At 61.5% G+C, this 15,425-nt stretch carries 11 protein-coding genes; 5 read left to right on the top strand and 6 right to left on the bottom strand.

What is annotated here, in order from left to right:
- Positions 1-93 precede the first annotated feature (93 nt).
- Positions 94-1,308, bottom strand: coding sequence for an IPTL-CTERM sorting domain-containing protein (locus EDF71_RS25110; protein WP_166656589.1), 1,215 nt, complete (start codon positions 1,306-1,308; stop codon positions 94-96).
- 1,634 nt (positions 1,309-2,942) lie between these two features.
- Here EDF71_RS25110 and EDF71_RS19410 point away from each other — a divergent pair.
- Both EDF71_RS19410 and EDF71_RS19405 read left to right on the top strand, forming a co-directional pair.
- Positions 2,943-3,194 (top strand): TIGR04438 family Trp-rich protein, encoded by a 252-nt coding sequence (locus EDF71_RS19410; protein ID WP_133858201.1) that lies wholly within the window; start codon positions 2,943-2,945, stop codon positions 3,192-3,194.
- 187 nt (positions 3,195-3,381) lie between these two features.
- Positions 3,382-4,758: a citrate:proton symporter gene (locus tag EDF71_RS19405; protein ID WP_133858200.1), complete on the top strand. Its 1,377-nt coding sequence runs from the start codon at positions 3,382-3,384 to the stop codon at positions 4,756-4,758.
- A gap of 128 nt (positions 4,759-4,886) precedes the next feature.
- Here the strand turns inward: EDF71_RS19405 and EDF71_RS19400 are convergent, their stop codons facing one another.
- Positions 4,887-5,141, bottom strand: a complete 255-nt coding sequence (locus EDF71_RS19400; protein ID WP_133858199.1) for a hypothetical protein — start codon at positions 5,139-5,141, stop codon at positions 4,887-4,889.
- Positions 5,142-5,703: 562 nt separating this feature from the next.
- Between EDF71_RS19400 and EDF71_RS19395 the strand changes: the two genes are divergently transcribed.
- A complete protein-coding gene (locus EDF71_RS19395; RefSeq protein WP_133858198.1) occupies positions 5,704-6,618 on the top strand; it encodes a LysR family transcriptional regulator in 915 nt (304 codons plus the stop codon).
- Between the two features lie 34 nt (positions 6,619-6,652).
- Here the strand turns inward: EDF71_RS19395 and dld are convergent, their stop codons facing one another.
- From dld to lldP, 4 genes are all read right to left on the bottom strand, one after another.
- Entirely contained in the window at positions 6,653-8,407 is a 1,755-nt protein-coding gene (gene dld, locus EDF71_RS19390) for a D-lactate dehydrogenase (RefSeq protein WP_133858197.1), read from the bottom strand.
- Positions 8,408-8,438: 31 nt separating this feature from the next.
- Positions 8,439-9,575: an FMN-dependent L-lactate dehydrogenase LldD gene (gene lldD / locus EDF71_RS19385; protein WP_133858196.1), complete on the bottom strand. Its 1,137-nt coding sequence runs from the start codon at positions 9,573-9,575 to the stop codon at positions 8,439-8,441.
- 69 nt (positions 9,576-9,644) lie between these two features.
- Positions 9,645-10,421, bottom strand: a complete 777-nt coding sequence (gene lldR / locus EDF71_RS19380) for a transcriptional regulator LldR (RefSeq protein ID WP_133858195.1) — start codon at positions 10,419-10,421, stop codon at positions 9,645-9,647.
- Positions 10,422-10,489: 68 nt separating this feature from the next.
- Positions 10,490-12,172: an L-lactate permease gene (gene lldP, locus EDF71_RS19375; RefSeq protein ID WP_133858194.1), complete on the bottom strand. Its 1,683-nt coding sequence runs from the start codon at positions 12,170-12,172 to the stop codon at positions 10,490-10,492.
- Positions 12,173-12,660: 488 nt separating this feature from the next.
- Here lldP and EDF71_RS19370 point away from each other — a divergent pair, with 488 nt between their 5' ends.
- Positions 12,661-13,371, top strand: coding sequence for a response regulator transcription factor (locus tag EDF71_RS19370; protein WP_133858193.1), 711 nt, complete (start codon positions 12,661-12,663; stop codon positions 13,369-13,371).
- 86 nt (positions 13,372-13,457) lie between these two features.
- Positions 13,458-15,389, top strand: a complete 1,932-nt coding sequence (locus EDF71_RS19365; protein ID WP_133858192.1) for an ATP-binding protein — start codon at positions 13,458-13,460, stop codon at positions 15,387-15,389.
- Positions 15,390-15,425 lie beyond the last annotated feature (36 nt).

Raw genomic sequence — 15,425 nt, 5'->3', positions numbered from 1 at the left:
AAACCGAGGCCAGAGCCCCGGTTTGTCAAACCATTGCGCGTCAACCAGCCCGCTCAAAGGGTTCGCTGTGCCCTGTGCGCTGGCGTGGCATGGTTAGCGCTGGCGTCGGCGCATCTGGCTTGCACCCAGCATCACCAGCAGCAGTGACAGGGCCACCACGCCCCACTCTTTAAGACCGGGAACCGCCGCAGGCTGCAGCGGCCCTGTTCCTAACAGGGTGTTGACAAAGGAGGCGGTGTTGCCGGTGGCCGCCGTGACCAGGGTCACCGGCGCGGGCAAACTGGCACTCCAAGCGTAGCCGGCTGGCGCAGCAGGCATGGCCGGGTCTTCGCTCACCGTGCAGCTCGCGCCCTGGGGCACATTCATGATCGCAATCGCACCGGCATTGCTGGCGTTCAAGGTAACCACCGCATTGAAGCTGCCATCGGCGCCGCAGTTGGCCGTGAAGTTGAACGCGCCGCTCACGCCCGCTGCCGGGCCACCTGCCACGCTCTTGCTAATGGTGATGTCGGTATTCGCCCTCGCCAAGGTGTTGACCAACTGCGCGCTATTGTCTGCGGGCGGTGCCGCCATGTTGACGCTGACACTGGGCGCCGGATCTTCCACCCACAGGTGGTTGGCCGGGGGCGCTGGGCGCGTGCCCTCGCTGGCCACGCAGCTGCCGCCGGAGATCACCGGTGTCATGGAGACACTGCCACTGTTAGGCGTGGTCAGCGTGACCGTCGCATCAATGGCAGGCGAGACCACGCCATCGGACCCGGTGCAGACCACCGAGACGGGGAAGCTGGTGCCGGTCAAATCGACAGGTGTGACGTTGGCAGGCCAGACCACTTGCTTGGACACCGTCAGCTGCGCGGCCTGGCAGGCAAGCGTGGCCGTCGCCGGCGTGTTGACCTGACCAATAGGCGAGACAAAGTCGGTGCCCGGGGTGATGGTATTGGTCACCGATGGGTTGCTGATGCAGGCAGCGCGGCCATCAGGGCTATTGGGCCAGACCACGGGCACGGTGATGCTGCAGCCGCCAGCCGGGATGGTGAAGCCAGTACCGCTGATGGTGCCGGCGTTTTCTGCAGCGCTGAAGGTACCACCCGTGCAGGTGTTGGTCACCGTGCCCACACCCACCAGCAAAGGCGTGGGCAGGTTGTCGGTCAGGTTGACGTTGTTGATGGCATTGGGGGTGCCATTGGACAAATCGATCGTTAGCACGGTGCTGTTGTCGTTGCCGCCCAGGGTGATGTTGGTCTTGTCAAAGCTCTTGCTGACCTTGGGCAGGCCGCAGGCGCCATTTTCGGAGGTGGCGGCATTCACAAAAGCTGGCCCTATTTTTCCTCGATTAGCGGTCCAAGATTGGTATTGGGCTACATCAATAAAAGGGGAAACATCCACCACTGCAAAAACGCATGCACCTTGACCCGCATTGGACTGCACCGTAGGGATCAAAAGGCCGTATACGTTATTTGTTGGAGTGATTCCCGCAGGAGGAAAACTGCTGGGCGGCGTGCCTGCCGCCAAATAAAGCGCATTGTTGGCAGGCACATTGTTGATATAGGTAATCACAGCACCAGTGAACGGATTCAAGCCCGTGAACGATGGTGCAAACGGAGAGTTGGTGTTGAGTGGGAACTGCGTACTGCTTTCGGGAGGACTGACACCCAGCACGAAGCTGGAGCCCGTTCCCGCATTCAATCTGGACACCATCTTGGCGGCGTTGCCCGTGTTCAACGGTTCACAACAACCATCCATGAAAAAGACCACAGAGTTGGCCCAGCGGTTAGCTACCGCATTCTGGATAACCGCCCAATTACTGTCATCGATGGCCTTGTAGGTGCCCGCGACAATGGCAATGTCATAAGGGCCCGGAGCGGCAGTGAAGGTAGCGGAAGAGATGGTGTTCGCATCGCCTAACACCGACATGCGAGTGATATTGGCAGCACCCACTACGGCAGCGAACTCGCTTTCCATATTGGTGTAGGCATCAATGGCATCTGGGTTTTCTGCGTTGGCACCTGTGACATTGGTAGTCAACATCAGCACCTTTTGCGCCAACGCATGCTGCCCACCTGCGCACAATACCAAAGCCGCTAGCAGCAGCCTGAAGAATTTAGCTAGATTTCTCATTTTTTCCTTCTATAACCAGTGAGTTAAAGAGACAGGTGCGCAGGAGAATCCAGCGGAATAATGGCAATTTGCACATCAAACGTCTCTATATCTCTATATGTTTTTTGAATGAATTTTTTTATTCACCCAGGGGTAAACCCTGTTTTACGAAGCACAAGCTTCTTAGCAGCGGCATTGTAAATTAATAATTGCTATCGATATGAAGTACTCGATATATCAAATGCAATTTATTGTCAAGGCCCTGGATGGTTGGCATCGCCAATGCTGTTGCGCTTGCGGCTCAGAGGCCACCAAAAAAGGATGTGGTATTGCGCCAGCACAGGCGCTTGCAGTGCCTGCCTGGCACTGCATCGGTATCCGGTTTGCCATGCCCCCATAGCTGCGCATCTGCTGCGTGCCAAGCAAAAACGCTGTTGCAAATAACGCAAATTGCGTTTACTGGGGATCGGCGCGATAGCCCTGATCAATGCACGTCCCACCCCATGAGCTTGCATGCTGGGCTCAAACGCAAGTGGCTCAGCGGTGCGAAGTTACCAGCGACAATAGAAATTAATCATCTATTTTGCTTTTCAACTAGTTTATGACTATAATCTAAAAGCATGCCTATGCTGTGCGGCTCCACATACAACAACACCAAGGGGCCAGGCAGGCATGGGCCAGATCCGCAGGGGATGTGTGTGAGGCAGTGCCCACCCGCAGTGCTGGCAAGGGCTTGTTCATCGCTCTTGCGGGTGCACGCCTGCAGCCAACCCCCACCCCCTGCCCCGCCAAGCCCCTGAATTGCAGCACGCGAACAGGCTCCGCCCCTACCCAGCTCCCTTGCCATGTACCTGCTGATCATTGCTGCCAGCCTTCCGATGCTAAAAATCTATGAGATAGAAATCATGGATAGCTGGTCATGGTGTGCCGTGCTCACGCCCTTGGGGTTGCTGCTGTTGTGGAAGCTTTGGGCCGACTGGTCGGGCTATACCGCTCGAAGAACATGGGCCCGCAAGGCCCGCAAGCAATCTGCTCGCTATGTGAGAGACAAAGACCTTTTCAAATTCAAGCCCTCGGAAAGGTCGCGCAGTAGATAAGAGAGGCCAGCATGATCCGGCAAACCCCAGGTTTGCGCCAGGGCACAGGCGCCAAGCTGCTGGCGGTACCACAAGTACCTACCGGCTCTGACGGCGCCGACCCAGGATTGTGTTGGGCACTCTGCGCCCGCCGGCCTTGCCTTTATCGGCATGGCCACTCCCCTCGCCCTATAAGAAATACATCCCTATGCTCACCTTGATTGGTTTAGCCATTATTGTTGTCATCGTCGCCTTGCTGCTGACGGAGAAAGTCTCTCCGGTCATCAGCATGGTGCTGGTCCCCCTGGCCGGCGCCTTGGTCGCCGGCTTCAGTACCGAAGAAATCAACGGTTTCTACCGCCATGGCATCAGCTCCGTGGTGCAGGTGGTCACCATGTTCATCTTCGCCATTCTGTTCTTTGGCGTGATGAGCGATGTCGGCCTGTTCGACCCGGTCATCCGCACCATGGTGCGGGTGACGCGCGGCAATGTGATTGCTGTGGCCGTAGGCACGGTGCTGATCTCGGCGGTAGCCCAGCTCGACGGTGCCGGCGCCTCCACTTTCTTGCTGGTGGTGCCACCGCTGCTGCCGCTGTACCAGCGCCTGAAGATGAGCCCCTACTTGCTGTTTTTGCTGCTGGCCGCCAGCGCTGGCGTGGTCAACATGCTGCCCTGGGGTGGCCCGGTGGGCCGGGTCGCCACCGTGCTGGAGATGGATGCGGTGGTGCTGTGGCGCGAACTGATTGTGGTGCAGGCGATTGGTCTGGTCTTGCTGCTGGCGATGGCGGTGTTTTTGGGCCTGCGTGAGCAGCGCCGCATCCGCGCACAAGCGCTGCACGCAGAACCGGCCGAGCCGGTCGCTGCCACCTCGGTCTCCCAGCTGGCCGCCGCGCTGCAACCCCATGGCGCCACCGAGCTGGCCATACAGCAGGCAACGGCTAGAGCCGCCGATGAAGCCCGTGCGCAACTGCTGCGCCCGCGGCTGCGCTGGGTCAATGCGCTGGTGTTTGTGCTGACCTTGGCCGTCTTGGTGATGGGCTTGTTCCCACCAGGCTATACCTTCATGATCGCCTTGTGCGTGGCCCTGGTCATCAACTACCCCAAGCCAAAAATGCAGATCGAGCGCATCAATGCCCACGCGGGCGGCGCCATCATGATGGCCAGCATCATCCTGGCCGCAGGCACCTTTCTGGGCATCCTCAAAGAGTCGGGCATGCTCAACAGCATTGCGCTGGCGCTGGTCGATGTGTTGCCCGCCATGCTGCTGCCCTATTTGCACCTGGTCATCGGCGCCATCGGCATTCCGCTGGAACTGGTGCTGAGCACCGATGCCTATTACTTTGCGCTGTTCCCGGTGGTCGAACAGATCACCTCGCAAGCCGGTGTGCCAGCAGCCTCCGCCGGCTACGCGATGATCATCGGCAGCATTGTGGGTACCTTTGTCTCGCCCTTCTCGCCGGCGCTCTGGATGGGGCTGGGTCTGGCCAAGCTGTCGATGGGCCAGCATATCCGCTACTCGTTCTTCTGGATCTGGGGTTTGTCGCTGTCACTGCTGACCGCGACCTGGTTTCTGGGCATCATCTGAGCGCCAGCGCTGACCGCAAATCACAGCCGCATGCGCTGGCGCACAACGCCAGCGCATCGCCTGCAGGATAGCCTCACATGGGGCTTTTTTGCTGTGGGCCGGCGCCGATGCTAGCGCCGCGCCCAATATTAACGCGTCAGAAGACGCGCGGCCGCATCGCGCGCTGGCGCAGCTTCTTCGACCCGCGGTGGACGCTCTTGCAGGGACACGCGATAGTCGCGGGCATAGCCAAAGCTGGGCGCGGGCTCGCGCGAAGAAAACCAGAACGTGGTGGCCGCAGCAATCTGCGGGCTGCAATACCAATAGGCATGGCCATCACCGTCGATAGCCCACCAGTGCGCCTCCTCGGGCGCCTGGCTCCAATCAATAGCTGATAACTTCATCGTTGATCTCGTCATGGGGATCACGCCTCGCTAGCGCCCCAACCACCTAAGGGCCAGGCAACCGAATAACGGGCGGGTACAGGTTGAAAGAAAGTGCTGTAGGCCTAGGCCTGCGAACTGCAGCGGCACCTGGGCGCCATGCCAGCCACCTGCCATCGGCCACGCCCATCAGCAGGCATTTAGGGGCTATTGCGCTCTGACGGAGACCGGGCTAGTTCACGCAGGAGCGATGGGAAAAACCCTTCTTGAATGATAATTTATATCTATCAATAAATAATATTGATACATAAAACAAATGTTAATACAACATCATGCGGTGGAACCTGGCACGGCCCAGTGCTACCAAAACCGCACTGCAGCAGCCGCTCTGTAAACCGGTGAATACCCCATCGCTACAGGGTTCCCTGCCCATAAATCAGTGTCTGTTCATCCTTCTAGCATCGTGCACAGGGACAACAAGCACCGATGGCATCGGCTCAATTACACACCTATTTATAAAAAGTCCTTTGCATAGGAATTTACAATTGGATAATTTAATGTGATTTGAAAAAATGAATCCACCATGACGCATGTATTTAAGCCGCAGAGATCGGCACCCATCCCAACGCTGCGGCAACTGAGCTGTTTCAAGGAGGCTGCCGAACATACCACCTTCACCCAGGCCGCTCAGGCGCTGGACATGAGTCAGCCAGCCTTCTCCTCCGCCATCCGGGAGCTGGAAATCACCCTGGGTGCCACCTTGTTTGACCGCAGCATGCGGCGCGTGCGCCTGACGCCGGCAGGCGAGTCTGTGCGCACCCAGGTCAGTTGGATGATTGCGACCTATAACGAGGGCATACAAGATATGATGCAGCGCCTGCAACATCAAAACCACGTCATCCGCATCCATTGCATTCCGTCATTTTGGCAATGGCTGGCTCCGCACATGGCGCAGTTCCAGCAGCGCTATCCCGAGGTCCATTTCCAATTGGATGACAAGCACTGTGATACCGTGTTTCAGTCCCTGGTGCAAGGGAATACCGACATCGCTGTTGGCCTGCAGTTCAATGCAGCACCCGATATCGATTCGCGCCTGATCAGCACCGATGACATCCTCATCGCCGTCTCCAAGCAGCATCCATTGGCATGTCGGTCAAGGCTGTATTGGCTTGATCTGAAAGACCAGCAGCTGGTGGTGCTGCAGCGGGGCACCACCTATAAATCGATTGCTGGCTTACTGCGGGAGCAAGGCATGGATGTCAACAGCAGGCAAAGCCTGTCCTCCATTGAATCAATGTACGCGATGGTGCACAGCGATCTCAAGATCGGGGTGATCTCCAGCTTGAACATGCAAGCGCATTGTGATCCCGAGCTGTGTTACCTACCCGTCACGCGGCCCCAGCTGGCCAGAAAGGTATGCTTGATGAGGCACGCCAAGCGCGCCGACACGCCGCTGCTGGCACAGACATTCTGGGACGAGCTATGTGCTGCCCTGTAGCATCCCGTACCCTGCTCAACAACCGTCTCGCCCCTTAAGCAGAGTAGTCCTTGGGCCAGGGGCTGGGCTGCTCGCAACAGGCCTCCCAATGTTTACCCCGCGCCGTATGGCCAATGCCAGGGTTGAAGCTGTTGCTGGGGTCCAGGCTCCGATAAAAATCAGCCAGCGCAGGTTTGGCCACATAGAGATGGCCCACGTTATGTTCTGCCGGGTACTCGGCCCCGCGCGCATCGAGCAACTCCCACATGCGGTGCTCCATCGCCAGCGGATCCACACCCTTTTTCACGATGTAGTCCTGGTGGAAGACATGGCAGAAGAAGTGGCCGTAGTAGAGCTTGTGCACCATGTCGGCCTCGACCTCGGCCGGTAGCTGTTCCACCCAGTCGCGGTCATTGCGGCGCAGGGCCACATCGAGCGCAACGATATCTTCCACCTGGACGCGGTGCACTTCGCGGTAGCGGATGGCAGCACCGGCAATCGCAAAGCGATGCAGAAAGGCCTTGCGGCCTTCTTGCGCATCACACTCAAACCAGCCACCGCTTGCACTGCCGCTGAAATGCGTGGTGAGGAACGCGCGCGTGGCATCGGCCGTGTCGTTCGACACGCGCAGCAGCAAGTGGTGCTCATAGCGCTCGCGCCACTGGCGCATGCGTGCGGGCAAGTGGCTGGGCAGCAGGTTGGTAAAGGCCTGGATGATGCGGTCGCTGACGCCGCGCAGGCCCAGCCGTTCAAAGAAACCATCGACCCGGCTTTTGAGCGCAAAGGCCGCTGGCACGCGGGCCGTGCCAAAGCGATCGATCAGCAAAAAAGTGTCCTTGCCATATTTCTCGCCAATGTCGTAGGCCGTGCGGTGGATGTACTCGCCGGCAATGGGCAGCTCGGGCAAGGCGGTGAGCAGATGGCGGCGCACGGTGGTCAAGTCGTCGGCCGCATTGCTGCCGATGTAGAACACGGTGCTGGGCACCTTGGGGAAGGTATCGAGCCGCACCGCAAACAGGCAGAGCTTGCCGGCCGAACCGGAGGCTTCAAACAGCCGCGATGGATCGGCGTTAAAGCGCGCGGGCGAATCCTGGTCCACATCGCGCACAGCGGCAGCGTAGCGCGGGTCGGATGCGGCGCGCTGCGCATCGTGCGCAATATCGGCCTCGCGGTAGTCGCCGTTTTGCAGGCGGGTCAATATCTCTTGCGGCGTGGCACCCAGTTCTATCCCAAGGTGGTTGACCAGCGCCAGCGAGCCATCGGCCCGAACCTGGGCGTAGAGCGCTAGCTCGGTATAGGCCGGGCCGCGCCGCACCAGCGAGCCGCCGGAGTTGTTGCAGATGCCGCCCAGCACCGAGGCGCCGATGCAGGACGAGCCGATGACCGAATGCGGCTCGCGCCCGAGTGGTGCCAGCACCTGCTCCAGCTTATCTAACGTAGCGCCGGGCAGGCAGACGACCTGGGCGCCATCGCCCAGCACCTGCACTCCTGTTATGCGCAAGGTGTTGATCAGCACAATCTCGCGGTCATAGCCGCTGCCGTCGGGCGTGGATCCGCCGGTGAGCCCGGTGTTGGCCGCTTGCATGATGACGATGCGGCCTGCGGCCACGGCGGCCTCCAGCACCTGCCACTGCTCCCACAGGCTGGCCGGGCGCACAACGGCCAGCACGGGGCCTTCTCCCGTGCGGTGGCCTTTGCGAAAGCGGCGCGTGGCCTGATCGCCCGTCAGCACGTGGGCGGTGCCGACGGCGGCGCGCAGCTGGGCGAGCAGTGCATCGCGCGAGACGGGGGTGGTGGTGGCAGCGGTCATGGCGGTGAGGGGGTCAATGGCTGGTGGGTGTTTACTGGCGCACCAACAGATCGCCGTTGATATCGGCCACTTTGGCCACGCTGGTCAGGGTCATCGCGACGCGCATTTCCTTTTCCATCAGCTCCAGCAAGTGCTTCACACCGGCCTGGCCCGACGTGGCCAGCGCATAGATAAAGGCGCGGCCGAGCAAGGTGGCATCGGCTCCCAAGGCGATGGCGCGCACGATGTCGAGGCCATTGCGGATGCCCGAGTCCGCCAGGATCTTGATCTGGCCCTTAACCGCATCGGCAATGGCCGGCAGCGCGCGGGCCGACGACAGCACACCATCCAGCTGGCGGCCACCATGGTTGCTGACCACGATGCCATCGGCGCCAAAACGCACGGCATCCTTGGCGTCTTCCGGATCGAGGATGCCCTTGATGACCATCGGGCCCTTCCAGAAGTCGCGGATCCATTCCAGGTCCTTCCAGGAGATCGATGGATCAAAATTGCTGCCAAGCCAGCCGATGTAGTCGGCCAAACCGGTAGGGCTGCCCCGGTAGGCGGAGATATTGCCCAGGTCATGCGGGCGGCCATTCAGCCCCACATCCCAGGACCAGGCCGGGTGGGTGACGGATTGCCAGTAGCGGCGCATCGCGGCATTGGGGCCGCTCATGCCGGAATGCGCATCGCGGTAGCGGGCACCGGGCACGGGCATATCGACGGTGAACACCAGGGTGGAGCAACCCGCGGCCTGCGCGCGCTCCAGCGCATTCTTCATAAAGCCCCGGTCCTTGAGCACATAGAGCTGGAACCACATCGGCCGGCCCAGACCCGGTGCCACTTCTTCAATCGGACAGACCGAGACGGTGGACAGGGTGAAGGGAATGCCATGGGCGGCCGCAGCGCGCGATGCCTGCACCTCCCCTCGGCGGGCAAACATGCCCAGCAGGCCGACGGGCGCCAGGATGGCGGGGATGGAGAGCTTTTCGCCAAACAGCTCGATGCTGGTGTCGAGCTGGCTCATGTCCTTGAGCACGCGCTGGCGCAGTGCCACATCGGCGTAGTCGGTGACATTGCGCTTGAGCGTTTGCTCGGCATAGGCGCCGCCATCGATGTAGTGGAACAGAAAGGGCGGCAGGCGCTTTTGCGCGGCGGCGCGGTAATCGGATGCGGAAGAGATGATCATGCTGGCTCTCTCAGGGCTGGGTGTTTGTCTCGGGCTGGTGTGTCGTTATGTGGTCTGGCGCAACGCCCATCATGGCGCGCCGGGCAGGCTGGGCATCAGCTCAGCCGGCAGGCGCATCGATCGCTCGCGGCGCGCGCGCTCTTCGTCCATCTGCTGGATGGTGTGGCGCACATGCTCCAGGTGCTCGCCAATGCAGGCGCGGGCGCGCTGCGCGTCGCCCTCCAGAATCGCCTGCATCAAGCTTTGGTGCTGCACGGTGAGCTGCTGCAGGGTGACCGGGGCGCTCAGGCGGAACATGTCGTGGCGGTTGCGCTCCACGGTAGAGAGCACCACGGTGAACAGGCTTTGCATCACCTGCACCAGCACCAGGTTGTGCGAGGCCTCGGCAATCGCCAGGTGGAACTGCGCATCGGCGCGCGCAGCCAGCTCGGCATGGCCGCTTTGCTGGTGCTCGATCATCACATCAAAGCAGCGCTGGATGCGTTCCTTGTCTTGCGCGGTGGCGCGCTGCGCGGCCAGCCAGGCGGTGCTGCTCTCCAGCGCATGGCGGGTTTCCAGCACGTCGTAGCGGTAGTTGGGGTCGGATTCGATCAGTCCCGCCAGCGGCGCCATGGCCTCTTGCAGCCAATCGGCCGATGGCACCGTCTGCACATAGGTGCCATCGCCCCGCCGAGCAGACAGCACCCCTTGGCTGATGAGCTTTTGCAGCGCCTCGCGCACTGAGGTACGCGACACCCCCAGCTCCAGCGCCAGTTGCCGCTCTGCCGGCAGACGCTGGCCCGGCTGCAGCCCACGGGCCTGCACCAGGGCAAGCAGTTTTTCAACGACGTGGTCAGCGAGGCGCATGGGGGAGAGCTTTCAGGTGTGGTGTGTTCTCGTCGCGGGCGCCATCAACAGCGATGGCGCAGCGACCTTCAATGACCTGGAATCATCCACGGAAACACATAGGCCTGCAGCGTAGTCATCAAACCAATGATGACGGCGAAGATCAGGCTGTGCTTCACGGTGAAGCGGAACAGGTCCGATTCCCGCCCCGCCAGGCCCACAGCGGCGCAGGCAATGGCGATGGACTGGGGCGAGATCATCTTGCCAGTCACGCCGCCGGTGGTGTTGGCCGCGACGGTCAGCACCTGGGGCAGGCCCAGCTGCTGCGCGGTGGTGGCTTGCAGTGCGGCAAACAGCGCATTGGCAGAGGTGTCCGACCCCGTCAGGAACACACCAATCCAACCCAGGAAGGGCGAGAAGAAGGTGAAGGCCTGGCCCGTATGCGCCAAAGCCAGCGCCAGGGTGGCCGACAGGCCCGAGTAGTTGGCGACAAAGGCAAAGGCCAGCACCATGCCGATGGAGTAGATCGGCACGGCCAGTTCCTTGAAGGTCTCGGCCAGGGTTGCGACCGCCTTGGACGGCGACAGGCGGGTGAAGGCAATAGTGATCAGCGCCGCAATCAGGATGGCGGTGCCGGTGGCCAGCAGCCAGTTGAAGGTGTAGACGGCGCCATAAGGCGCGGCAGCGGCCACGACGGGCGGCGTCTTCTCGACCAGGTTGTGCAGAAACGGCACCGGAATATTGATGACGGTAGCCGCCAGCGGGCCGCCTGCCGCAAACAGCGCCTTGAAGGGCTTGATGCTCCAGACCGTGACCATCGCAGTCAGGATGATGAAGGGCGACCAGGCTTTGATGACGGCCATGGCCGTCAGTGGCGCGCCCGAGGACACAGGCGCTGCGGGCAAGGCCGAAGCACCCTGCTCACCCGCCTCAGGCGTGAAGCGGAAGATGCGCTTGGGCTGCCAGACCTTGAGGAACAGGGTCAGCGCGATCAAGGACACGATGGCCGAGGTAATATCGGGCAGCTCGGGGCCAATGTAGTTGGCGGTGAGGAACTGCACGATCGCAAACGAGCCGCCACCGACCAGCACCGCTGGCCAGGTCTCCTTCACACCGCGCCAGCCATCCATGATGGCCATCAGCCAGAACAGCACCAGCACGGTCATAAAGGGCAGCTGGCGGCCCGCCATCTGGCCAATCGCAAACGCATCGACGCCCGAGACCTGACCAGCCACGATGATCGGAATACCCATGGCCCCAAAGGCGACCGGCGCGGTGTTGGCGATCAGACACAGACCTGCGGCATACAGCGGCTTGAAGCCCAGGCCCACCAACAAGGCCGCCGTGATGGCGACTGGTGCGCCAAAGCCTGCTGCGCCTTCCAAGAACGCGCCAAAGCAAAAGCCCACCAGGATGAGCTGCAGGCGCTGGTCCGGCGTGACCGACAGGATCGACGAGCGGATCACATCGAACTGCCCCGTTTTGACGGAGATCTTGTACAGAAACACGGCGGCCACAATGATCCAGGCGATGGGCCAGAGACCATAGAAGAAGCCATAGACGGCCGAGGCCAGCGCCGCACTGATGGGCATGCGGTAGAACAACAACGCCACCGCCAGGGCCAGCACTACCGTGATGGTGCCCGCTTGGTAGCCCTTGAGGCGCAGCTTGGTCAGTGCCAAAAAGAAAAACAGGATCGGAATCAAGGCCACCAGGGCCGACAACCAGATGTTGCCAGCCGGGTCGTAGTTTTGCTGCCAGAGAGTTTGCATGGCGATGTCTCGAAGTAATTGGACGGGCGCTTGAGGCGCCTTGATCTTGGGCTGTTCACCGGAGGACATCGCACAGCAGGCTGCCCTGCTTCGCGACATGCCAGGTGAATGGCTTGTTCGCTATGCCGTTGGTTGGACCTTTGGTCTAAATTGGTATTACCAATAAACCATGAAATCGCCAATCTGCGGCAAAGTTGGGCGATTATTGGGGAATTGACAGATTTTATTGCCAGGGTAAACCCGTAATTTAACAATTTAAGGGCTTAATTGGTATATTGGTAATACCAATTTAATCCACTGAAGATAGTCACCTTGGCAAAAACCAAACAGGGATCGCTGACTGCTTTGCCTCCGCTTGCTGGCCGGGCAGTGACCACTTACCCGCCCTCGGCCAACTGCACAGGCGGGGAAATTCCCCAGTTTCAGGGATAGCATTTTTCCCCCACTCGCATACCATCGCGGGGGTCTGCCCGCGCGTTTTTTTACCCATGCTTGAACCCTCGTTGCTTGTTGAAGATGCTCTTTTGCCTGTCCCCGTCTTGGTTGTGGAGGACGAGCCGCTTCTGCAAGAACGCTTGCGCCAGGTGTTGAAACAGCTGGGGTATGAGAACGATGCACTGATCGTTACCAGCACCCTGGCCGAAGCTCGGGCGGTAGTGGCCGAAGGGCCGGTGGGCCTGGCCTTGGTGGACTTGCGCCTGCCGGATGGCAATGGCCAGTCGCTGATCGAGGAGCTGCGGGCCGAGGACCCGGGCCTGGGCATTCTGGTGGTGTCGGCCTGGAGCTCGGAAGAGCTGATCCTGAGCGCCTTGCGCGCAGGCGCTACCGGCTATGTGCTCAAGCAGCGCGATGATTTTGAGGTGATGCTGTCCATCCGCAGCGTGCTGCGCGGTGGCGCGCCTATCGATCCCTTTATTGCCCGGCGCATTTTGCAGCTGCTGCCCATGCGCGCGCCCAAGCCCGCCGATAGCGCTGCACCAGCCGCCCATGTTGGCGAGCCGGATGTGGGCCTGACGCCCCGAGAGGCCGAGATACTGCGCCTGGTGGCCGATGGCATGAGCAACCGAGAAATTGCCGACGAAGTGCATCTGTCGCGCCATACCGTGGAGAGCCATGTCAAGCGCATTTACCGCAAGCTGGCGGTCTCCTCGCGCATGATGGCTGTGCGCGAAGCGCGCGCCCGGGGAATGATTGAGTGAGCGGGCGCGGCAAGCCCCTCCCCTGGCTGCTGCAGGCTGGGGCGTACCTGCTCGCGCTGCTGGTTGTGCTGTTGGCTGGGCCTGCGATGGCCCAATCTGCGCAATCCGGCTCCCCCAACGCTGCCAGCTGCAAGGCACAGATCCTGCAGGTGGATGCGGCACGCGCCAGCGCGCTCAAGCCTGAACTGCCCGCCCCTGCAGAGGGTTGGGTGCCGGTCAAACTGCCCGATCTCTGGACCAGCCGCTGGCCCGAGCACGATGGTGCCGTCTGGTACCGCATCGCCTGGCAGCGCGTCTGCGACAGCGCTCAACCCGTGCTCGATGCCGAGTCTGCCGTGACGCCTAGCGCGGTCGCGTTGGGCATTGATGGCATCAGCGTGGCCGGTGCCGTCTATGTGAACCATGATTTGCTCTGGAGCGATGCCTCGCTGGTCGAGCCGCTGTCGCGCAGCTGGAATGTGCCACGCTGGTGGCTGCTGCCCGAATCCATGCTGCAGCCGGGCATCAACCATGTCTGGGTGTACGTAGTCGGGAGCAGGGCACTGAGCCCGGGCCTGGGCCAGCTGCGCCTGGGCGCGCCGCAGGACGTGGCCGAAGTACAGGCGGGCAAGCAATGGCGCCAGCGCACGGTCTACTTTGTCAATGCGGTGCTCTGTGCGATGGCGGGTGTGCTGTTCTTCAGCATCTGGTTGCTGCAGCGGCGCGCACGCACCTATGGCTGGTTTGCACTGATGGCCTTGTGCTGGATGCTGTACCTGAGCACCTACCTGGCGGACACCCAATGGCCCTGGCCCGATTCGCTGACCCGCTCCCGTTTCAGCCTGGTGGCGCTGCTGGGCTATGTGCTGAGCGTGTGCATTTTTACCTTCCGCTTTGGGGGGCAGAAGCTGCCCTGGGTGGAGCGCTTTTTGTGGGGACTCGCCTTTATTGGCGCCGCTGCCACCTGCCTGGTGCCGGCCGAGCATGCACGCCAGGGCTTTAGCCTGGTGTGGCAGGGCGCGACGGCGGTGTTCCTGGTCAATGGGTTGCAGTTCCAGATCCATGCCTGGTTTCCGCGCAAGCGGCCGCGCAACCTGGCGCATATCCTGCTCGCCTGCATCTGGCTGCTGCTGACCTTGGTGGCGCTGAACAACCTCTACTCGGTGCTGGACCGCTGGCAGGTGGCGCGCGACTGGGCCGCACTCAGCGGCGTGCTGGTGATCGGCCTGCTGATGCTGCTGCTGGGTGGCCAGCTGGTCAAGCAGATGCACGAAGTGCGGCGCTTTAACCGCGAGCTGAAGGTGGGGGTGGAATCGGCCCGCAGCGAGCTGGCCCAGGCCCTGCAGCGCGAGCATGTGCAGGCGCTGGAGAACGCCAAGCTGCAAGAGCGCATGGCCCTGGCCCATGACCTGCACGATGGCCTGGGCGGTGCGCTGGTGCGCAGCATGGCACTGGTCGAGCAGTCGCCCGACACCATCAGCAGCGAGCGCGTGCTGTCCCTGCTCAAAAGCATGCGCGATGACCTCAACCAGCTGATCGACTACGGCTCCAGCGCCGGCGCGTCCGTGCCCGACACGCCCGTGCAATGGGCTGCGCCGCTGCGCCACCGCATCACCCGCATCCTCGATGAAATTGGCGTGCAAACGCACTGGAGCATTGCCGCGCAGTGGCAGGGCACGGTCGAAGAAGGCAAGCGCCCCAATGCGCTGCAGTGCCTGTTGCTGACCCGGCTGGTGGAAGAGGCGCTGTCCAACGTCATCAAGCACAGCCATGCCAGCAAGGTGCGGGTGGAATATTCGCAGCCCAAGCCCAACCAGCTGCTGGTGCGGGTCGAAGACGATGGCGTGGGCTTTGATGTGCAGGCGGTGCAACGCGCTGGCCAATCGGTGGGCATGCGCAGCATGGCCGCCCGCGCCCAGCGCCTGGGCGCCAGCTTCAGCGTGCAATCGAGCCCTGCGGGGACGATGGTAACGGCGGTGCTGCAGCTGGGAACGGGTCTGCCGGCGGCGGCACCGGGGGTGGATGCCGGAATGCGCTGAAGGTCTGAGCGCCAGCCACCTCGGCATTCGAACGCT

It is taken from the genome of Comamonas sp. JUb58 (assembly GCF_004364775.1).
Classification (GTDB): domain Bacteria; phylum Pseudomonadota; class Gammaproteobacteria; order Burkholderiales; family Burkholderiaceae_C; genus Comamonas.
The sequence above is the reverse complement of the archived record's forward strand: the minus strand, read 5'-3'. Positions and strand labels throughout refer to the sequence as shown.